Source organism: Burkholderia sp. AU39826 (assembly GCF_020419965.1).
Taxonomy (GTDB): domain Bacteria; phylum Pseudomonadota; class Gammaproteobacteria; order Burkholderiales; family Burkholderiaceae; genus Burkholderia; species Burkholderia semiarida.
In genome coordinates this window covers 56,478-79,344 of record NZ_JAIZQG010000016.1, presented here as the reverse complement: position 1 = coordinate 79,344, position 22,867 = coordinate 56,478, and the positions used below count along the sequence as shown (strand labels likewise).

General features: G+C 60.3%; 6 protein-coding genes and 1 pseudogene. 2 read left to right on the top strand and 5 right to left on the bottom strand.

Annotated features, from left to right (window positions below):
• Positions 1-87: 87 nt before the first annotated feature.
• Positions 88-3,639 carry an ATP-binding protein gene (locus tag LGM42_RS23890; RefSeq protein ID WP_226233355.1) on the top strand — a complete coding sequence of 1,184 codons (3,552 nt, stop codon included), beginning with the start codon at positions 88-90 and terminating at the stop codon, positions 3,637-3,639.
• Here the strand turns inward: LGM42_RS23890 and LGM42_RS23885 are convergent.
• From LGM42_RS23885 to LGM42_RS33075, 3 genes are all read right to left on the bottom strand, one after another.
• Positions 3,538-4,443, bottom strand: coding sequence for a sulfite exporter TauE/SafE family protein (locus LGM42_RS23885; RefSeq protein ID WP_226233354.1), 906 nt, complete (start codon positions 4,441-4,443; stop codon positions 3,538-3,540). The two genes, LGM42_RS23890 and LGM42_RS23885, sit on opposite strands and share 102 nt — an antisense overlap.
• 91 nt (positions 4,444-4,534) lie before the next feature.
• Positions 4,535-5,251, bottom strand: a complete 717-nt coding sequence (locus LGM42_RS23880; RefSeq protein WP_226233353.1) for a DUF2726 domain-containing protein — start codon at positions 5,249-5,251, stop codon at positions 4,535-4,537.
• A gap of 269 nt (positions 5,252-5,520) precedes the next feature.
• The gene (locus LGM42_RS33075) at positions 5,521-16,971 is read right to left on the bottom strand and encodes a YadA-like family protein (protein WP_264168362.1); all 11,451 of its coding nucleotides are present in this window, start codon (positions 16,969-16,971) and stop codon (positions 5,521-5,523) included.
• A gap of 435 nt (positions 16,972-17,406) precedes the next feature.
• Between LGM42_RS33075 and LGM42_RS23850 the strand changes: the two are divergent.
• Positions 17,407-17,943: pseudogene (locus LGM42_RS23850) on the top strand (DDE-type integrase/transposase/recombinase); the annotation flags it as partial.
• 88 nt (positions 17,944-18,031) lie between these two features.
• Here the strand turns inward: LGM42_RS23850 and LGM42_RS23845 are convergent.
• Both LGM42_RS23845 and LGM42_RS23840 read right to left on the bottom strand, forming a co-directional pair.
• A complete protein-coding gene (locus LGM42_RS23845) occupies positions 18,032-21,391 on the bottom strand; it encodes a hybrid sensor histidine kinase/response regulator (protein WP_226233352.1) in 3,360 nt (1,119 codons plus the stop codon).
• Entirely contained in the window at positions 21,388-22,062 is a 675-nt protein-coding gene (locus LGM42_RS23840; protein ID WP_226233351.1) for a response regulator transcription factor, read from the bottom strand. The genes LGM42_RS23845 and LGM42_RS23840 overlap by 4 nt, the downstream gene beginning before the upstream one ends.
• Between the last annotated feature and the right edge of the window lie 805 nt (positions 22,063-22,867).

The window sequence follows — 22,867 nt, the reverse complement described above, 5'->3', positions numbered from 1 at the left end:
ACGTACTCCACATAATCCGTTATTTTGAAGAATACCTTTTGGATAAGTGCCCGGTCGAGCAGTCTCATTGCCATAGTCGTCCTGACTATGAGTCTGATCGATTCGGCAACGGTTGAAAATATCGAAGCATCAGCGCTTCGGTTGACCCTACCTTCGCCGACAAACCCGGTGTCGCCGCCGCAGATTCCTGACGAGGCCCACGGTTTGGCACTCACGGCAGATGAGCGACGCTGGCTGGCTTCGCTGCCTCCGATCAAACTTGGCATTGACCCTGACTGGGCACCGATCGCCTACATTGATGCCAATGGTCGCCCGAGTGGCATCGTCGCCGACTATCTGGCATATATCTCGAAATCCCTTGGCATCCGCTTCGCACTGGTGAAAACGAAGTCGTGGGCAGAAACCTTGTCCCTGGCGCGATCAGGTGAAGTGGATGCCGCCGCGCCTGTCAATACACCGACGGGGCACGGCGACGACTTGCTCTACAGCACCCCGTTTATTACCCTTCCCGACGTCATCGTTACCCGTCCCCACGCGCTGCCGCAAGGCATCGTCGATCTCGCTGGCCGTCGAATCGTTATTTCGGATCCAAGCGAGCTTCCCGCTCAGGTATTGCGCCAACTTCCAGACGCCGATATTGCCGTGGCCGCGAACGCCTATCACGCGATGCAAGAGGTAGCGGAGGGGCGCGCCGACGCGTATCTCGGAAACGCAGCGATCGTCGATTTCAACATCAGAAGCTATTTTCCGGGTGCTCTCAAGATTGCATCACCTGCCAATATCGAGAGTCGGTTGACCATTTCAATAAACCGCCGCTATGAGAGACTGGTACCTATAATCAATCATGCGATCGCCGCGATGCCAAAAATGGAGCAGCAACGGATTCGAAGCCGTTGGCTTTGGCCTCGCTATTCAGTCGGACTGCCATGGAGGACCTTCGAGCTTACGTTACTAGGTGCTGCGGTCATATTGGCGATCATTATCATCGCGTACATCCGGCTTCGTCACGAGGTCCGTCAGCGGCTGGCGGTCGAGCATGAGCTGGCAGACCAGCTTAGCTTTCGTGAAGCGCTAATGGAGTCACTACCGTATCCGCTGGCCGCCAAAGATAGTGCGAACCGATATATCGCGCTCAACCATGCCTATGAAACCGCATTCTCGGTGAAGCGCGAGGACTTGATTGGTCGAACAACGCTGGAAGCTTTACCGGTGGAGCCCTCATGGAGTATGCAAATCCACACGATGAGCGAGCAAGTCCAGGATCAAAATCGAGCCCATCATGCCGAGGTCAACCTGATGGACGGCGACCATAAGCTGCGATCCTGGTTGTACTGGATGCATCCGTTTCAATTACCAAGCGGAAAACCAGGCGGCCTTCTCGTGACGTTGGTCGATGTGACGACCATTCGCGACGCGGAACAACGTGCGCGTGCTCTGGATCAGCGTTTAAGACGCGTGACTTCTCATCTTCCGGTGGTCGTCTTCGAACTTCGTCGTACACCGGATGGTGCGCCAAGGTTTCCCTATGTAGGCGGTAATACGCGTGCCATGTGGGATCTGGATGCGCCGACGATGGAAGCCGATGCGCTTGCGGCGCTCTCGCGGGTTCACCCCGACGACAGGCCTCTCATTAAAACCGCCGTCAAGTACTCGGCGCTTACCATGACGCCGATCTCCATCGATTTTCGATGTGTGTCACATGGCCGCGAGCGATGGATCCACACCGAAGCGACGCCGCAAACGGAGCCAGACGGCACGATGTTCTGGAGCGGAGTCTGGTCGGACGTCACTCACGCGAAGGCGCAGGGGGAAGAGCTCGCCCGTGCGAAAGAAGCGGCTGAAATAGCGGCAGCGTCGAAGTCGCGATTTCTCGCCACCATGAGCCACGAGATCCGCACGCCGATGAACGGGATCATAGGGATGTTGGAACTGTTGCGCCACGAATCGTTGAGCACAAAGCAGCAACGGATGCTTCACATGATCGGGGAATCTGCGATGACGTTGATGCAGATTCTCGACGACGTTCTCGATTTCTCGAAGATAGATGCCGGACACCTGGAGATCGTGACGGAACCGACTGATCTACGGGCGCTCGTGGACGGCGTCAGCGCCATGGCCTCGACGTTGGCTCACGATAAGGGCCTTATCGTCCGCAATGCCGTCAGTAACCAACTCGCCGCCGAATTGAAGGTCGACGGTCTGCGCCTTCGCCAGATTCTCATCAATCTGATAAGCAACGCGATCAAGTTCACGGAAAACGGCGAGGTCGGCATCCGCATCTCCGTCCTCGACCAACGGGAAGCGTGCCAACGTGTGCACTTCACGGTACATGACACGGGCATCGGCATCGCGCCCGCGCAACTGCAATGCCTGTTCGCGCCCTTCACGCAGGCCGACACTTCGATCGTACGTCGCTTCGGCGGCACTGGATTGGGTTTGGCCATTTGCAAACGCTTGGTCGAGCTGATGCATGGATCCATTCACATCGAGAGCACGCCGGGTTTCGGCACTCGAGTCACGGTTGAACTGGACCTGGACGTACAGCTGCAGATCCGTTCCACGCCGCTAGCGGGAAAACATGCACATATCGCGTCGTCCGACCCGGCGCTAGCCGCAGCGTTACGCGAACTCTTGACACCGCTAGGCATCATCCCTGCCGGAGCCGCCGCACAGGCGGACATACACTTTGTCGACGAAAGTCGACTCGAGGCAATCGATAACGACAAGCCAGCTATCGGACTAACGGTCGACCCGATTCCAACGGGCTACGAGATCGCGGCTGACGGCACGTGTCGGCTCAGCCACAATCCGTTGATGTACTCCGCGGTCGAAGCACTTTGTCTACATGTCGTCGGTGCAACTCAATCCGCCGAGACCGATATCCGGCATCTGCAGGTCGAATATCAAACGTCGGGAATTCAAGTTCTTGTCGTCGACGACCATCCGGTCAATCGCCTGGTCATCAAGGCGCAACTTGAACGACTCGGTTACACCGCTGTTGCGGTATCCAACGGCATGGACGCACTCCGAGTACTGGACGATTCCGACTTCGCATTGATACTCACCGATTGCGCGATGCCGGAGATGGACGGCTATGAATTGACGAAACGCATCCGCTCCCGGGAACATCGATCACGGGATACCCCCATTGTTGCCTTGACTGCAAGCGCGTTGCCCGATGAAGCAACCCGATGCGCGGAAGCCGGCATGGACGGCCTGCTCGTCAAACCGACAACCTTGGCCGTGCTGCGTGACAAACTCGCGCATTGGATCGGAATTTCGCCTTGCTCGACCCGGACAGACTCGACGAGCAGTCTGGCCCGGAATTTCTCGCCCGAAGAAGGTGCATACCCGCCGATACTGATTCAAGGGTTCGTGACAGAGACCTTGAAGGATATTGCTTTCCTTCAGGCAGCAGTAGCCGACAAAAACGCGGTAGCCGCCGCCGACCGCATCCATCGGATAGCTGGCGCAAGCAAATTGTTCGGCTCAGGTGCTTTGGGGGATTACGGTGAAAAACTGGCCGCCCAACTTCGGCTAGGTGACCTCTCGGGTCAAGAGGCGGCATTGGCGGTCTTTTGCACCAAAGTCGAACAACTCATCACACGGCTTGACAAGGCACGCACGCGTGGCGAGTGATCCGCCGTGTCGAAACACGCCGGATTTCCAGATCATTTGCCCCGCTGCGACGAGCACGAACAGCAGGACGACCTTCCTGAAAATTTCAGGGGACATCTTGTCCCGCAGCGGACGAACCAGCCACATGCCGGCAATCGCTGGCAGCGTGGCGGCCGCCGAGATCGCGAGATCCGCACCGCTCGCCTGCGCGGCGCCGCTGAACGTAGTGAGCAGCGTGACGACCGAAACCACGAGGATGATCGCGATCTGCTTCGTAAACGCCCGGCCGCTCGCGCCGGACGAAATCAGGTAAGTGGCAAGCAACGGGCCGGGAACCGATGCAATGCTCTCCGTCACTGCCGCACCGAAGCCGAGCGCGAAACCAACAGGTTGGCGCCACGCGGGTGCCAAATTGAACTTCGGTGCCGCGAGCATCAGTGTCGCGACCACAATCAGTACTGCGCCAGAGGCTACCTGTGCGTGACCCGAGTTCAGCGAAAGCAGGATCGCCACGCCGACGATATTACCTAACACCGTCCCCGCGATCGGCGCGGCGATCTTCCGCGCCGTCGCAAGCACCTGGCCACCTTCGAGCGCCTGCGGAATGTTGCCGAGAATGATCGGCATGGACAGCAGCAATACTGCATCCCGAATCGGCATGAACTGGCTGACGATCGGCATCGCGATCAGCGGCACGCCGATGCCGGTGATGCCCTTGGCCATTCCGCCCAGTACAAGCGCAACAACGATCCCGATCAGGTCGAATGTCGGAAGCACCTGCAGGCTGGAAGCCAGCACCCCTTCTGCCATATTGAATTGCATCATTGAATGACGTGTCTCGGCATATCTGTCAGCAGTCGATGTCGATCGCACCTGTAGGGATCAACCACGCCCCAAGTTGTCATGAAATAACCGGTTAATTCCGCCGTCCAAATGAGCGAGCCGCGCACGACTCAAAATCTCGCCTCAGCACGGTCAAATCAGTCTTGACGCTCCAATACCGCATCACGCGCAATCCGATGGCCCGCGCAACGTCATCTTCCAACAAATCATCTCGGCGGGTATATTGCCACGCATTCGACCTATCATCCAACTCGATAGCATACAACAAACGACCATCGCTCCCACGAACCGCGAAATCGAAAACCTTTTTATTATATGATTTGATATCCGATTTATCATCATTCTCAACATCAACGAGCTCTTTCAAAGCAACTTTCTTGAAAATGTCCGCCTCCGGCAATGCAGTGCACAATCGATCATAAAACGCTGACTCTTGCGCAGCGGTAAGTGTCCGATGTCCATGAGGAGCTGCCCCCGCGAGCAAAGGTTTCGGCTCGCTTTTTATCATTGGACCGCGCCTCGCGGTGAGCTTATCCGTGCAGTCTGGATGACTTCCGACGTCAGGCACTGCCGTTCCGGCCGCTCGTCCACGCTCCACAAGCAACTCGCCCCCGAACTGCGCACGCCCCGGCGCGAGCGGCTCAACTCCCTTCGCAAAACTTTGACGCTCGGCCCCCGAACCACTTTCCGAGTGCCGCCTATATTTTCGCGAACGCCTTACCCCGTTCACGCCAAGAGCGACAAAAGCCGTACCGACAATCGCAAGAAAAACCATCAACAGAACCATCATGGTTTTAATTATATTTGGAAAACATGAATTTTCTTTAACGCTCTAAAATCGATCAAGCCTACCGTGACAATCCGCAACACCTCGCCACCCAATCATCTTAATTAGATTATTCCAGTTGCAAAACCGATAATCACCTTGCCGTTCATGCGGACGCGGTTCACCGGGATGACGGCCCCGAAGCGCGGCAGCTGGGCGTATATAAAAAAAGACCCGCGCGCGGCGGGTCCGGAAAAACGGGAGCGGGTTGCCCCGCTCCGCCAGTCAGGCAGTTACCACTGATACGATGCCCCCAGGCCGACAGTGTTACCACCGCTCGACAAGCCCACACCGGCCTTCATCTTCAGGTTCTTGTTGATGCGGGCCTCCCCGCCGAACGCGACCGCCTGATAGCCCTTGTAGCTCGCACTGCCGATACCGAACGACAGCGTCTTGCCAGGGTCAACACCCGGGATCATCGTCAACGCCGTTGCCGCCGCGATACCCGAATAGGCATTGCGCGATACGCCGTTGATCTGACCTTGCAGCCCGCCAACCGCCCGGTCGAGCTGCCCCTTGGTCGCCGCATCCGACGCATTCACGCCATCCGCGATATTGACGATCCGGCGCTTGCCCTGGTCGGAGCCGTCACCGAACGAGACCGTGTTGTCCTCGTTCGCGACGGAGCCTGCACCAATCGCAACGCTGTTGTCGCCGCGGGCCTTCGCACCCTGACCGATCGCCGTGCTGTTCTCGCCGCGAGCCGACGCGTCCTGGCCGATCACGGTGCTATTGGCCGCGTGCGCATCAGCACCTGCGCCAATCGCCGTGCCGCCCGCGGCGCGCACCGTCGCGTTCGCGCCGACTGCCGTGGCGTTGCCGGCATCGTCGTCGATCGTCGAGCCCGAACCCATCGCGACGTTGTTGCTGCCGTTACCGGATTGGGCCGCCGTCACCGCCTGGCCCGCTTCGCCCGAACCGCTGATCAGGTCGTTGCCGACCGTACGGCGCGAGTCACCGCCCGAACCGCCGGTGGTTTCGATCTTGCTGACGCGATCGTCCATCGTGCCGAGGCGATTGTCGAAGTCGCTCTTCAGCGACGACAACTGGCCGTAGTTCACTGCGTCGTACTGGCTCTTGCCGTCGGCAACGTTGGTCAGCATCACCGGCGCCGCCGCAGGGCCGCCCAGCGTCACCGAACCGTAGTTCGGGTTGCCGTGCGAGTCGACGTCGTAGCGCACCGCCAGCGAATCGGTGGCGCCATACGCCGCAGCCGCCTGCACCGCCTGCGAGACGGTCGCGTACTTGTGACCGCCCACTTCGATCGAATTGACCGCAACCTGCCCGTTTTCATCGACGGTCGTGTCGCCTCCGATCGCATTCGCGACGCTCGTGGCCGTGCCGTGCAGTTGCGAGCCGTTCACCACATCGGTGCTCGTCGCGCTTACCGCTCCGGCCGCCACGTTGTGCAGGCCAACCGCTGTACCGGCATCCCCGAGCGTGACCGACGCACGATTCGCCGAACCGTCTTCGTTGCGATCGTAGCGCACCGCTGCGACCGCGTGCCCGGTTTCCGGATCGATCAGACCGCTGCTCGCGATCGTATCCTTCAGGGTCGAGATGTCGCCCGTGTTGGCCGTTACCCGCCCGTCGAGATTGCCGATCGCCGCACCGACACTGTTCACCGTCGTCGTGCCGCCCGCGAGCGAGTAGCTGGGCGCCGAGATCGTGCCGTCGGTGCCTACCTGCGAGCCGCCGCCGAGCGCGGTGGCCATGCTCTGCGACGTACCATGCAGTTGCGAGCCGTTCACCGCGTCCATGCTCGTCGCATTCACCGCGCCGGCCGCAACGTTCTTCAGCGTCGTGCCTTGCTCGCCAGCCAGCGTGACCGTGCTCTTCGCCGCATCGTCGTACGCCACCGCGTTCGGATCCGTACCGCTACCGCCGCCGCTTGCCGCTGCAGCCGCGATCGCGTCGCCGACGTTACCGTAGGTCTTGTCGCCGACGTGATACTTCGGCGCCGTCACGCTGCCATCGGCGCCGATGCCCGCACCGCCGCCCAGCGCAGTCGTTACGCCGCTCAGCTGTGCCACATTCACCGCGTCGGTCCCTTGCGTACCCGCCGCGACGTTCACGATCTGGCGCTCGCTTCCGGCGCTACCCACCGAAACGGTATTGGCACGCGTCGCCTTCGCGCCTGCGCCCAGCGCCACGGCACCGTTCGCCGTGCCCTCGACGCTCGTATTGGCACCCAGCGCCATCGCATTGGCCACGTTCGGTGCAACGCTCGCACTCGTGCCCATCGCAATGCCATTGGTCGCCCCTACTGCAGCTTCTGCTGCATTGCCAATCGCGATCGAGCTTTCACCGATTGCCTTGATGCCGTTATTGCCGACCGCGACCGCGTTCTCGCCGTTTGCCTTCGCGTTCGAGCCGATCGCCAGCGCTCCCGCGCCGTTGGTCGTCACCTTCGAACCGATGGCCACCGAGTACGCCTGGTCCGCGCCCGTTTGCGCCATATTGCCGATCGCAACTGATTCGTCCGACAGCGCCCCGGTATTCAGGCCGAGCGCGATCGCGTTCGCCCCGGCCGCATGAGCCTCCACGCCGATCGCGGCGGCCGTCGTGGTATCCGGATCGCCCCCGCTGATACTCGCCGAGTTCGTCCCCCCCATACCGTCGACCACGACCAGGGAATTCGGCTCGTCCGAATCCGCAAGCGCGTTGACCCGAGACAACAGGTGCGACTGCTCAGCTGCGACATGGGATTTCAGTTTGCCCAGCGCCTCGAACAACTGCGATCCATTGATCGCATCCGTACTCCTGGCGGTGACGTCCCCCGCTTTCACGTGGACGATCTTGCGTTCGGTCCCGTCATCACCGACGGACACCGTCATCGCTTCGTTCGCAACGGAATTGGCACCCAGCGCAACCGATCCGCTCGCCAGCGCACGCGCACCGGTACCCAACGCCAATGTATTCGAACCGCCTGCCAGGGCCTTTGAACCAATCGCGACAGACTGAGCACCGGTGGCGGTCGCGGGTGCGCCGCTGGCCCGGACCTTGATGTACTTCAGATCGATGTTGCCTTCAGCCAGCTCGCGCTTCACATCGGACAACCCGGTGTTCAGCTGACCCAAGTTCACCGCGTCAGTATCATCCACGCCTGCTGCGACGTTCTTCAACGCCACCGGATCTTTTGCACCCGCACCGCCAAGCGTCACCGAGCCACGATCTGCCGTGCCGTCTTCCTTGCGGTCGTACGTCACCGCCGCGATTACCTTGCCCGTGTCCTTGTCCACCAGACCGGACTCGGAAATATCGTCTTGCAGCTTCTCGACGTTCGTCGCATTCGTCGTCACACGGCCGTCCAGGTTCGACACCGCGTCGCCAACGTTTTGCGCGGTCGTCTTGCCGCCGTCCAGCGTATATGCCGGTGCCGTCAGCTTGCCTGCTGCGTCCACCGTCGAACCGCCGCCCAGCGCACTCGCCACGCTTTGCGACGTGCCGTACAGCTGCGAGCCGTTCACCGCTTCCATGCTCGTCGCATTCACCGCGCCCGCTGCAACGTTCTTCAGCGTCGTGCCTTGCTCGCCAGCCAGCGTGACCGCACTCTTGGCTTCATCGTCGTATGCAACCGCGTTCGGGTCCGTACCGCTACCCATTTCGGCTGCGGCAACGATCGCGTCACCCACGTTACCGTAGGTCTTATCGCCGACGTGGTAGTTGGGTGCAGTCACCTTGCCCGCTGCGTCTACCGTCGAACCGCCTCCCAGTGCGCTCGCCACGCTCTGCGACGCGCCGTACAGCTGCGAGCCGTTCAGCGCTTCCGTGCTCGTTGCATTCACCGCACCAGCTGCGACGTTCTTCAACGCTACCGGCGCTACTACGCCTGCACCGCCAAGCGTCACCGAGCCACGATCTGCCGTGCCGTCCTCCTTACGGTCGTACGTCACCGCCGCGATCACCTTGCCCGTGTCCTTGTCCACCAGACCGGATTCGGCAATATCGTTTTGCAGCTTCTCGAGGTTCGTCGCGTTCGTCGTCACGCGGCCGTCCAGGTTCGACACCGCGTCGCCAACGTTTTGCGCGGTCGTCTTGCCACCGTCCAGCGTATACGCCGGTGCCGTCACCTTGCCTGCTGCGTCCACCGTCGAACCGCCCCCCAGTGCGCTTGCCACGCTCTGCGACGCGCCGTACAGCTGCGAGCCGTTCACGGCTTCCATGCTCGTCGCATTCACCGCGCCGGCCGCAACGTTCTTCAGCGTCGTGCCTTGCTCGCCAGCCAGCGTGACCGTGCTCTTCGCCGCATCGTCATATGCAACCGCGTTCGGATCCTTGCTGCTACCAATCTCCACCGCGGCCGTAATCGCGTCACCCACGTTACCGTAGGTCTTGTCGCCGACGTGATACTTCGGTGCCGTCACGCTGCCATCGGCGCCGATGCCCGCGCCACCGCCGAGCGCGGTCGTTACGCCGCTCAGCTGCGCCACGTTCACCGCGTCGGTGCCTTGCGTACCCGCCGCAACATTCACGATCTGGCGCTCGCTTCCAGCGCTACCCACCGAAACGGTATTGGCGCGCGTCGCCTTCGCGCCTGCGCCCAGCGCCACGGCACCGTTCGCCGTGCCTTCCACGCTCGTATTGGCACCCAGCGCCATCGCATTGGTCACGTTCGGCACAACGCTCGCACCCGTGCCCAGCGCAATGCCATTGGTCGCACCCACTGCGGCTTCGGCGGCATTGCCAATCGCGATCGAGCTTTCACCGATTGCCTTGATGCCGTTATTGCCGACCGCGACCGCGTTCTCGCCGTTTGCCTTCGCGTTCGAGCCGATCGCCAGCGCTCCCGCGCCATTGGTCGTCACCCATGAACCAATGGCCACCGAGTACGCTTGATCCGAGCCCGTTTGCGCCATATTGCCGATCGCAACCGATTCGTTCGACAGCGCCCCGGTGTTCAGGCCCAGCGCAATCGCGTTCGCTCCGGCCGCATGAGCGTCCACACCGATCGCGGCGGCTGTCGTACTCTCCGGATCGCCCGTCGCAATGCTCGCGGTGTTGAACCGGCTACCGTCCGAGCCCATACCATCGATCGTGACGAAGCTCGAGCCTTTACCACCACCACCGCCGCCGCTGGCTGCTGCGGCCGCAATCGCGTCACTGACGTTGCCGTAGGTCTTGTTGCCGACGCGGATCGTCGGCGCCGTCACCTTGCCGGCCGCATCCACCGTCGAACCACCGCCCAGTGCACTCGCCACACTTTGCGACGTACCGTACAGCTGCGAACCGTTCATCGCTTCCATGCTCGTCGCATTCACCGCGCCGGCTGCAACGTTCTTCAACGTCGTGCCTTTCTCGCCAGACAGCGTGACAGCGGTTTTGGCTGCGTCGTCGTACAAGACCGCATTCGAATCCGTACCGCCGCCTCCGCTCGCTGCCGCGGCTGCGAGCGCGTCGCCAACGTTACCGTAGGTTTTATCGCCAATGTGATACTTCGGTGCCGTCACGCTGCCGTCGTCACCGATGCCCGCACCACCGCCCAGCGCCGTGGTAATGCCTTTCACCTGACTCACGTTCGCCGCATCGGTGTCGCCGATGCCCATTGCAACGTTCTTCAACGCCACCGGGTCCTTTGCGCCTGCGCCGCCCAGCGTCACCGAACCACGATCCGCCGTGCCGTCTGCCTTACGGTCGTACGTCAGCGCCGCAATCGCCTTGCCCGTGTCCTTGTCCGCCAGACCCGAATTAGCAAAATCGCCTTGCAGTTTCTCGACGTTCGCCGTGTTCGTCGTCACACGGCCGTCAAGGTTCGACACCGCTTCGCCAACGTTTTTCGCCGTGGTCTTGCCGCCGTCCAGCGTGTACGTCGGCGCCGTCACCGTACCGCCTACGTCCACAGTCGAATCACCGCCCAGCGCACTCGCCACACTCTGCGACGCGCCGTACAGCTGCGAGCCGTTCAGCGCATCCGTGCTCGTCTGGGTCACCGCGCCATCTGCAACGTTTTTCAAGGCCACCGGCGCTGCCGCGCCCGCGCCGCCCAGCGTCACCGAGCTGCCCTCCGCCGTGCCGTCGTTACGGTCGTACGTCACTGCCGCGACCACCTTGCCCGTGTCCTTGTCGATCAGACCGGACTCGGCAATATCGCCTTGCAGTTTGTCCACATTCGTCGCAACCGCCGTCACACGGCCGTCAAGGTTCGACACCGCTTCGCCAACGTTTTTCGCCGTGGTCTTGTCGCCGTCCAGCTTATACGTCGGTGCCGTCACCTTACCTGTTTCGTCTACCTTCGACTCACCACCCAGCGCGCTCGCCACACTTTGCGCGGCGCCATACAGCTGCGAACCGTTCACCGCGTCCGTGCTATCCGCATTCACAGCGCCAGCTGCAACGTTCTTCAGCGTCGTGCCTTTCTCGCCAGACAGCGTGACTGCGCTCTTGGCTGCATCGTCGTACAAAACCGCATTCGAATCCGTACCACCGCCACCGCTTGCTGCCGCGGCTGCAAGCGCGTCACCCACGTTAGCGTAGGTCTTGTCACCGATGTGATACGTCGGTGCCTTCACGCTGCCGTCGGCGCCGATACCCGCATCGCCGCCCAATGCCGTGGTGATGCCCTTCATCTGGCCTATGTTCACTGCGTCGGTATTCGAAATCCCGCCTGCAACGTTCTTCAACGCCACCGGCGCTACGGCGCCCGCACCGCCAAGCGTCACCGAACGGCGATCCGTCGTGCCGTCTTCCTTACGGTCGTACGTCAGCGCCGCAATCGCCTTGCCGGTGTCCTTGTCCACCAGGCCGGACTCGGCAATATCGCCTTGCAGCTTCTCGACGTTCATCGCGTTCGTCGTCACGCGGCCGTCCAGGTTCGAGAATGCGTCGCCAACGTTGTGCACAGTCGTCTTGCCGCTGTCCAGCGTATACGCCGGTGCCGTCAGCTTGCCTGCTGCGTCCACCGTCGAACCGCCGCCCAGCACACTCGCCACGCTCTGCGACGTGCCGTACAGCTGCGAACCGTTCATCGCTTCCATGCTCGTCGCATTCACCGCGCCGGCCGCAACGTTCTTCAGCGTCGTGCCTTGCTTGCCAGCCAGCGTGATCGTGCTCTTCGTCGCATCGTCGTATGCAACCGCGTTCGGATTCGTACCGCCACCACCGCCGCTTTCCGCCGCAGCCGTAATTGCGTCACCGACGTTACCGTAGGTTTTGTCGCCGACGTGATACTTCGGTGCCGTCACGCTGCCATCGGCGTCGATGCCCGCACCGCCACCCAGCACCGTCGTTACGCCACTGAGCTGCGTCACGTTCACCGCGTCGGTGCCTTGCGTACCCGCCGCGACGTTCACGATCTGGCGCTCGCTTCCGGCATTACCCACCGAAACGGTATTGGCGCGCGTCGCCTTGGAACCGGTACCCAGTGCGACCGCACTATTCGCACCTTTTTCGACGCTGGCATTTGCGCCCAGCGCCATCGAGTCGGCCACGTTGCGTGCAACACTCGCGGACGCGCCCAGCGCAATGCCATTGGTCGCACCTGCTGCGGAGCTGGCCTTGTTACCGAGCGCAATGGAATTCGTGCCGATTGCCGCCACGCCGTTATTGCCGAGCGCGATCGCGTTGTCACCGTTTGCCCGCGCCTGCGAACCCACGGCAAGCGCGCTTTCCCCGTTGGTCGTCACATTCGACCCGATGGCCACCGAATTGGCTTGGCCGGCACCCGTTTGGGCCATGTTACCGATGGCCACTGCGCCATCCGAGTACGCGTAGCTACGCACGCCGAGGGCGACCGCATTCGCGCCCGAGGCAATGGAACCTACACCGATCGCAGCGGCAGTGTCGCTCGCCGGATCGCCGCCGACGATGTTCGCGGTATTTTCCTGACTACCGTCCGCTCCCGCACCGGCAACTTGCAGGAATTTCGATGGGTCGACCGATGCCAAGTCTGTCTTGGCTGCAAGAACGTTAGCCGTCAGCGAGCCAGGCCGCGACCTGAGTTCCGACGACAGCTTGTCGGTCCGGTCGGTCATCTTTTCGATCGCTTCCGTCAGTTGATTCACGTTGACTGCGTCGGTATCTTCCGTACCGTCGGCCACGTTCGAAATGCGACGTTCGCGACCGACGTCGCCAACCGATACCTGGTTCGCCTCCGTAGCAACCGAATTGAAGCCGATCGCAACCGAGTTGAGTCCATTCGCGCGTGAACCCGTACCCAAGGCCAGCGAGCCATTTCCGGTCGCGTTTGCGCCCGCGCCGATCGCGACGGTATTGGTTCCCATCGCATTTGCGGCTTGCCCCGTTGCCTTGACCTTGATGTAACGCATCGACAGGCTGCCGTCCGAGAGCGAATCGCGAATCGACTTCGTTGCATCCGACAATTGGCCGACGTTCACTGCGTCGGTCTCGGCAACGCCCGCTGCAACGTTCTTCAACGTCGTGCCTTTCTCGCCAGACAGCGTGATCGCCCCTTTGGTCTTGTCGTCGTATGAGACCGCATTCGGATTCGTACTGCCACCGCCGCCGGTTTCCGCCGCGGCCGTGATCGCGTCACCGACGTTGCCGTAGGTCTTGTCACCGACGTGGTATTTCGGTGCCGTCACGCTGCCATCGGCGCCGATGCCCGCATCGCCGCCCAATGCTGTGGTGATGCCCTTCACCTGGCCTACGTTCACTGCGTCGGTATCCGAAATCCCGCCTGCAACGTTCTTCAACGCCACCGGCGCTACTGCGCCCGCACCGCCCAGCGTCAACGAACCGCGATCCGTCGTACCGTCTGCCTTGCGGTCGTACGTCAGCGCCGCGATCGCCTTGCCCGTGTCCTTGTCGATCAAACCGGACTCGGCAATATCGCCTTGCAGTTTCTCGACGTTCGTCGCGTTCGTCGTCACACGGTCGTCCAAATTCGACATCGCGTCGCCAACGTTGTGTGCGGTGGTCTTGCCGCCATCCAGCGTGTACGCCGGTGCCGTCAGCTTGCCTGCTGCATCCACCGTCGAACCACCGCCCAGTGCGCTTGCCACGCTCTGCGACGCGCCGTACAGCTGCGAACCGTTCATCGCTTCCATGCTCGTCGCGTTCACCGCGCCGGCTGCAACGTTCTTCAACGTCGTGCCTTGCTTGCCAGCCAACGTGACCGTGCTCTTCGCCGCATCGTCGTATGCAACCGCGTTCGGATCCGTACCGCCACCGCCGCCGCTTTCCGCCGCAGCCGTGATCGCGTCTCCCACGTTACCGTAGGTCTTGTCACCAACGTGGTACTTCGGCGCCGTCACGCTGCCATTGGCGCCGATGCCTGCACCGCCACCCAGCGCCGTAGTAACGCCTTTCAACTGGCTCACGTTCGCTGCGTCAGTGTCAGCCGTACCGACTGCAACGTTCTTCAACGCCACCGGCGCTGCTGCGCCCGCACCGCCCAGCGTCACCGAACCGCGATCCGCCGTACCGTCTGCCTTGCGGTCGTACGTCACCGCCGCGATTACGTGGTTCTTGTCCTTGTCCCACAGACCGGATTCGACGAGATTGTCTTGCAGTTTCTCGACGTTCGTCGCGTTCGTCGTCACACGGCCGTCCAAATTCGACACCGCGTCGCCAACGTTGTGCGCGGTGGTCTTGCCGCCGTTCAGCGTGTACGTCGGTGCCGCCAGCTTGCCTGCCGCGTCCACCGTCGCACCGCCGCCCAACGCATTCGCGACGCTCTGCGACGCGCCGTACAGCTGCGAACCGTTCACCGCTTCCATGCTCGTTGCGTTCACCGCGCCGGCTGCAACGTTCTTCAACGTCGTGCCTTTCTCGCCGGACAGCGTGATCGTGCCCTTCGTCGCATCGTCGTATGCAACCGCATTCGGATCCGTACCGCCGCCGGTTTCCCCCGCAGCCGTGATCGCGTCACCCACGTTACCGTAGGTCTTGTCGCCGACCTGGTACTTCGGCGCCGTCACGCTGCCATCGGCGCCAATACCTGCACCACCGCCCAGCGCCGTCGCTACGCCCTTCAACTGAGTAACGTTCACGACGTCGGTATCCTGCGTACCTGCCGCAACGTTCACGATCTGACGCTGATATTTGGCGTTCCCTACCGAGACCGTATTGGCTCGATCGGCTGCCGAGCCGGTGCCAAGCGCCACCGCCCACGTAGCATTCGCACCTACACTGGCTTGGTGCCCTAACGCGACCCCATTACCTGGGCTGGACTGAGCATCGGGTCCAATGGCAACAGAAACCCCTTGCGCCTGCGCGCCTGCTCCGACTGCTATTGCACGCATATAGCCGCCTTGCGAGCCATCGACCGCGCGTGCGTCCTGGCCAATTGCAATAGCGCCCGAATACCCCGGCCGACCGGCTGCTGCGTTATCGCCAATAGCAATCACGCCCGTTCCCGCGCCCGCAGTATCCGCCTTCGCACCCACGCCTACCGCGACATTTTTACTGGTTGCGTACGCATCCTTCCCCATCGTGACCCAACCGGCATCGAGCCGGTCACTACTAGCCTTCGCAACCGCGGCATTCATCTGGTCCGACGTCACCGCCGCAGTCACTTTGCCCGTTTTCGCGTCCAGCAGGCCAGTATCAGCAAAGTTGCCTTGAAGTTTCTCGACGTTCGTCGCGTTCGTCGTCACGCGGCCGTCGAGGTTCGACAGTGCGTCGCCAACGTTTTGAACAATGGTCTTGCCGCTGTCCAGCGTGTATGCCGGTGCCGTCACACTGCCATCAGCCCCGATACCCGCCCCGCCGCCCAGCGCCGTGGCAATGCCTTTCAGCTGAGCCACATTCGTTGCGTCGGTGTCGGCCGTACCAGCCGCCATGTTTGTAATTTGACGTTGAATATTTTTGCTGCCGATCGACACTGAGTTCTCGCGAAGTGCTTTGGAGTCTGTACCCAACGCAACGGAGTTATGGGCATCCGCATAGGTGTACGATCCGATTGCCGACGTGGAATCACCCTTCGCCCACGAGTTCGCCCCAAGCGCAACCGCTCCTACGCCCTTAGCTTGCGCACGCGCTCCAAGTGCCGTTGCCGAGGCGACCTGCCACTCGTCCTCTTTGCGTGTAATACCGCCGCCTTCGGCATGCGAGGCCCAACCTACGGCGACGTCCTGACGATTAATCGCCTCGGGAGGAAAATTGAGATCTTCATATATCGAATTTGAGCGAATCGGAATGCCAGCAATCGAATCTTTTAGCTGCTTCACGGTCACTGCGTCGTCATCCGCAACTCCGGCCGCGAGAGATGTGATCTTCGAATTTGAAACATTAACGTCACTCGCCGATGACAATGTCACTTTTTGGCCGTAAATGCTCGTTCCATCAGCATCAAGCACAAACCGGCTTTTCCCTTGCTCCGCCCCACCGCCAAAAAATAAACCTGCCGACTTGTTCCCAGCCCACACACCTCCTCCGTTCAAACCATTTTCACTGGTCATAACAGAAAAAGTGGTTCCGGAAACATTGGTCAACCCGGCATCCCACGCTGCGCAATTTCGAAATTTCTCGTCCGATCCATTGGCGCACTTTTTGTTATCGCCACTTTCCCATCCAAAATACGGACCGCCCTCATTGGAGGCTGCGTAAGCTTGATCCGCAGCCCCGGCCATCACAACTCCGATAGCTGCGGCTGCGAACATCACAGGCGTCTTGCGTAAAATAGCCCTCGACGATGCCCCACCAGCATAAGATTTCGCTACCTCCGAGGCGGCCGTCCATGTACCGCTGGACGCATTCCAAACCACCTTGTACGACTTATTCATAGAACTCTCTCTATTTCAACAAAAAATAGCGCTCATCCATCAGCATGGAGGACCATCGCTATCGAACGAACAGCCGACCGAAATCCCGTCCCACATCAATTCGGGTATTAGCCACGAGACCCGCCGGGCTTCATGCGCGCGCCCATTGCTTTACGCTCATGGACGCAATGACGATCCGACTCCAAAGTCCATCGAATTATCGGCCCTACTCGGCGCCATGTAATATAGGAAGCGACGCAAAAAAGTCGCCCGATGTCCTATTTTTCGACGAAAACATAGGCCATTTCCTATTCGAGCGCTGGGGTACCATCTAAAGACGAGTCGATTTAATTAAAAAATCGAATTTATATTGGAGACGCTTATCGACAGGTGAAAATAACGCGCGCCTTCACGATCCACTTTTGAAATCGTGGATCAGGCATATTTAATTTTTCAGACGGCAAGGTGGCCGTCGCGCGCAGCAATCACCGATGGTGCTCGGACGGCCTCGAATTCGGCGGCGACAACGGCGAGCCGCTGTGCGTATCATTCGCACTGGATTGATGTGATCGTGAGGCGATGAGTTGGGCAGCCACGATGGAAAGCCATAGCGGCGACATCGTGCGAGACGTGATGCTCGCTACAGTGGAAAATCGGATTGGCGACGAACTGCATAAGCCATCCGAAATCGAGTGGCTGAGCGACAACGGCGAGCTACATGGCCGACGACACGCGCCGGTTCGCAGTGGCCATCGGCCTGAAGGCATTGACCGCACTGGTGTCCAGCCCACAAAGTAATGGGATGGCCGAGAGCTCGTGAAGACGACGAAACGCAACTACGTCGCCGTCATGCCGAAGCCGGACGCAGCGACTGCTACACGCAACTTGGCCTTCGCGTTCGAGCATTGCCACGAGAAGCATTCCCATAGCGCGCTGAAATACCGCTCGCCTCGCAAGTCCCGGCGTTCGATGGATTCGGCAACCTTAGTGTGATGGTGTGTCCGGTATTACAGGGCCAGCTCCACCGGCGTGGGACCCTTGAAGGCTGTTCAGCGTGTATCTCGACCGCTGGCGTCACCTTTCAGGAACCCTTTTTGGCTGTAGCATGCAGTACCAGCCAGGACTCCACCGCATCGACAAACGACTGGCGATCTGCTTCCTCGACACATTTAGATTCCGCTATCTTCGCGGACCAACCTTCCAAGTGACTCACCAGCTCGCCCCTATCGAGAATCATCAGGGCGCCCTGGATCCGGTGCAATCGTTCCAGCACCTCGGATACGTGACCCGCCTGCACCATCAACCGGAGTGCTTCTTTGTCGGAAATCCACGATTCGATGAACAACGACAGAAGCCGACTGACACCTGGTGTAGCCCGTGGCGATTGCTGAACGTCGCCAGGCCCGAGCACGTTTTGCAGCACGAGAGAAAGGTCGCTCAAAGTCGAGGGTTTTGTGATGAGCGCGTCGAACGGGGTGTTTGCCACTCCCGCGAGTGTCGCATCGGCAGTACACAAAACGACCGGCCACGATATCCCCGCTGCTCGCAAGTCGGACAACAGCTCCGCTCCGCCCTTGCCCGGCAAATTGGAATCGGTGACGACGAGATCGTAGATCCGGGACTGGCAACGTCGAATGCCATCCTCCGCGCTACCGACGACTTCTACATGTCCGATCCCGAGCATCCGCAATTGATCGCACATCAACTGCGCACTGACTCGGTCGTCCTCAACCACCAGGACGCTGGCATCACTCCACGCACCACCCGTGATCTCGCCGGAACCGTCAGTGCTCTGACGGCCATCATCATCCGCTCCGGAAAGGACCAGTTCGATCGCATCGAGAAGCAACTGACCGCTGTAAGCGCTAATTGTGACGGCATGGCCTGTGGAGATCGGGACAAGCGGCCCATCCAGGCCGATCGTTATGCGACGGTAGGCACCACTCGTTTTGGGCGAACCGTCATGTTCGAGCCAGTCGCGCGCGTCGATGAAAACGGTGGATGCAGGCGCTTCCTCCCGCCCGTCATCCTGACCACTCGTGACGCGGGCCGCCGGATACCACGCGCTGAGCTGGGCCACCAGTTGCCCACGCCAACTGGGAATATCGCAATTCACCACGAAATCGATGCCTTGACCGGCATTGCCGTTGATTCGCGCCGCTGAATCGTGACGAAGCGGCAACACGACGGTGAAGATCGATCCGACGCCAACCTCGCTTTCGACGGTGATATTGCCACCCATTCGTTCGGCGATTTTCTGGCAAAGAGATAGACCGAGCCCGGTACCTGCTCGCGAACTTTTCGGCCCGGCCGAGCCTTGGACGTAAGGCATGAAAATCTTTTCAATCTCGTCCTCGGGAATACCCCTGCCCGAGTCGGCAACGCGAAGCCGAACCTGGCCGTCCTCGGTCGAGCCGAGTGAAACCGTGATCGCCCCGTGAGATGTGAACTTGACGGCGTTGCCAATGAGATTGGTGACTATTTGCGTGAACCGGTACCCGTCGCAAATCCACGTGCCCCGTAGCGCCGGATCGATCAGGCAGAGAAGCCGCACGCCGTTTTTCTGCGCGTCCACCGCAAACGTCCGGCTCGCCTGCTCGACGAGTTGATCAATGTGTTGTGGCTGCTCCTGTAGCAGGAACTCGCCTGCCTCGATTCTGGACAGATCAAGCACGCCGTTGATCAGCGAAAGGAGTGAGCCAAACGAGTCCTGCGCGATCAATAAGCGCGAGCGCTGCTCCTCGGTCAATCCCATCCGCGAAAGCAATTCAAGATTCCCTAATGCCCCGTGCAACGGTGTCCTGATTTCATGGCTCATCGTCGCCAAAAACATGCCCTTCTCGTGACTTTCGGCCTGAGCACGTGCTCGAGACTCTCTCAGCCGCCGTTCGATTTCCTTTCGCTTCGCCAAATCGACCATCCCGATCACGAAAACATCGTCTCCGCGATACTTTGCCTGCGCATAGGCAACCTCGAGATCAGGCTCCATCTCAAACCGGCTTACCACGCCGGAGCGCTCGGCACTTCCCGCATGAAACCTGACCAGCGCGCCGGCACGTGCAAGTACGTTGTCGGGGCTGGCGTCCTTTTCCCCTTGGCTGGCAAAGGCCATCTGGAGGCTCTGCGCTTCCGCGTTCTGCAGCAGGATGGCGCCGCTCCTCCTGGCCACGACGGTCAAGCTCACCGGCGCGACCTGGATGATGGACCGACTGAACGCCTCGCCCTCTAAAAGGCTATGCAGCCGCTCGCTGGACGGCCGAATCACCTCGCGATTCATCCAGAACGCGCCTCCGATGACCAGACCGCACCCACTCAGCGTCGCGAGTACAACAAGCAGCAGTTGCTGGGTGATTGCGCCCAGGAGGTCGCCCCAGGTATATGCATATACCGCGACCCACTGCGGGCCCGGCACACGTTGAATAACGAAGAAGCTGCCCTCCCGCCAGATGCGTTGGGGCCGTCCGTTCGCCGCCCGGTATACCCACGGATTTCTCGAGATGATTTCCGCCCAATGCGCCTCTTGCGGATTCGTTTCGTCGATACCCAATAGTCGCTGCACCGCGCACGAGACCACGAAAAAATGCGGATCGCCTTCGTTGTGCAAAAAATACTGATTGAATCGATTACACGGAATCGACAATGCGATCGTTGCCTTGCGTTGCTCACCCTCGTAGACGGATGTCGCAAAATACGTGGTCGTCATGTCGTTGAGCGGATCCTTGGACCCGGTCACCCACACAACCTTGCCCCGCACTCCATTCCGGGCATCGCGCTGCATCTCCTCTTCGACAGGCTCCATGCGTTTCCCGATGAAGTCTTCCGCGGCCTTGTCAGTGTTCAGCCGGGCAATCTGGTCCGGTGCGAGTGGCGGAAGCGTTGCCAGAAATCGCTTATCGGGCGTATAGATAAACCCCTCCGATAGCGCTGGCGAGTTGTCCTGAGGGGAAAGCGAAAATGTCGACGCATATCTTGCCAGATCGATCAAATTTGTCTGGCGAGCCGCGTCCGCGGGTGAAGTGAGTGTCGACACGACCGAGAATGCGCGGGTCGCCGCAGATCCGGGCACTGTCTGAGCTAACTGGTTCTTTCTGGGCAACAGAACCTTCCGCGCCTGCGAGTCGCCTGACTCCAGGTACTCCTTTGCAATCTGATACGTCACGACCAACTGGCGAATGCGGGCCTCGCGCCTGTCGACCTCCTCCTTCAATGCCTCTCTCTGCGCGGAAAATTGCTGCGCAAATTCCTCGTGCTGGTGTGATATCAGGAGTTCGGTCACGCCCCCGGCGCATACCAGGATCAGGCACGTCAGCGTTATGGTCGAAACAATCAGCAGGCGCTTTGAGAACGTCAACCTGAGCGGGACGTAAGCTGGGGTTGCCGTTACGATTCCGTCGTCGGCCCCATCCGAAGCTTCCTCTGCGTTGCCGCGAGACTGGCTCATGAGCCGAAATGCTCCGTGTAGATGCGGTAGAGGTCCGCTTCGGATCTTGCCCCCAGTTTGTGCATGGCCCTCATCTTCTGGTGGCTGATGGTCTTGATGCTGCGATTCGTATGCATCGCGATTTCCGTCACCGACATCCCGCGCCCAAGCATTCGAAATATTTCGAGCTCGCGCTCGCTGAGCGATTCGATCGAAGTCTGCGCTGCATGTCCGGCCTCGAGCAGGTCGACAGCCACGGCCGGATCAACGAACGTTTGCCCGGCATGCACGCGGCGCACGATTGCAGCCAGGCGCGCGAAATCCTGGCTTGATTTTCTCAGGAAGCCTGCAACGCCCGTATTCATGACGCGAGAGACGAGCAGCGCGATATCCTGATGTGCAGTCAGCACGACGATCGCAACATTCGGGTGGCTACGCCTCAACCGCTTGAACAGTGCCACTCCGTCGGGCTCCTGATCGCCACTGAATGAATAATCGCAGATCAGGACATGGCAAGACTGCTGTTGCAACAACAGTAGCAACTCCGAAATTGTCGATGCCACACCGACCACATTGATATCCATCTCGGCCGCCAGGATCGACGCAACGCCGGCAGATACCACCGGATGGTCGTCGGCCACGACAACGTTGATTCCGCCTCGAGCGTTGCCACTATCAGTGGATACATTCATTAATGTTTTCCCCAAAAACAGCGGTCTATCCTTCCGATGCTTGGTTACAATCCGAAGGATCGGCCTTCGGTTCGTCTGTCATTCTTAAACAAATTTCTAGTCAGATACCGATCAGGTGGAAATACTCGAACATGTCTCCACGAAGGTCCAGCATGCACATGCTGCGATTCATATTTCCCATGATAGAGCACGGAGTGAGAGCGTACCGCCATGTGACGGCATGCGCCAATCCGGCTTTCTCGATGTCTCGCCTCGAGCATGGAATTTTGCAATGCACAATGGCCGTGAGTCGATTTCAGTCATATGATTTGGCCCCAACTTTTCATGGAAGTCGCTCAAAGAACCGGAATTCAGTGCATTCCATTAAGCATGGCGGTATGTCTTTCACCGATGCCCGACTCAGCGATCGAGTTTCTCCGTGTGGCTCAGCATGACGCTCCGGAAGGTGCCACTGTATGCGGACACTAGAGGTCAAACTCCTGACACGGAGCCAAAGCATCCAAAGAGTATACGTGTGTTCTGCATCGCGATAGCGCGACGCGACTGCGTTGGAATACGCGGCGAGGTTGCCGGGGTTGTGGATGCGAACCGTTGAGCACGCGCTTCGATCGCTCGCGGCACGCGTCGGAGTACGCGCCATCTCCGCAAATCCTTGCAACAGTACGCGGCCTTGCCGAGAAACGCCGAGTTGTGGATCAGCCGATAGTTGCCGTACAGCAGCTCGTACCACGGTATTCTGCTCGTTGCCCGCTTGCGCGACATTACTGCATCGAGGTAGGTGTCCGTGAGCGCGCTCTTAAATGTC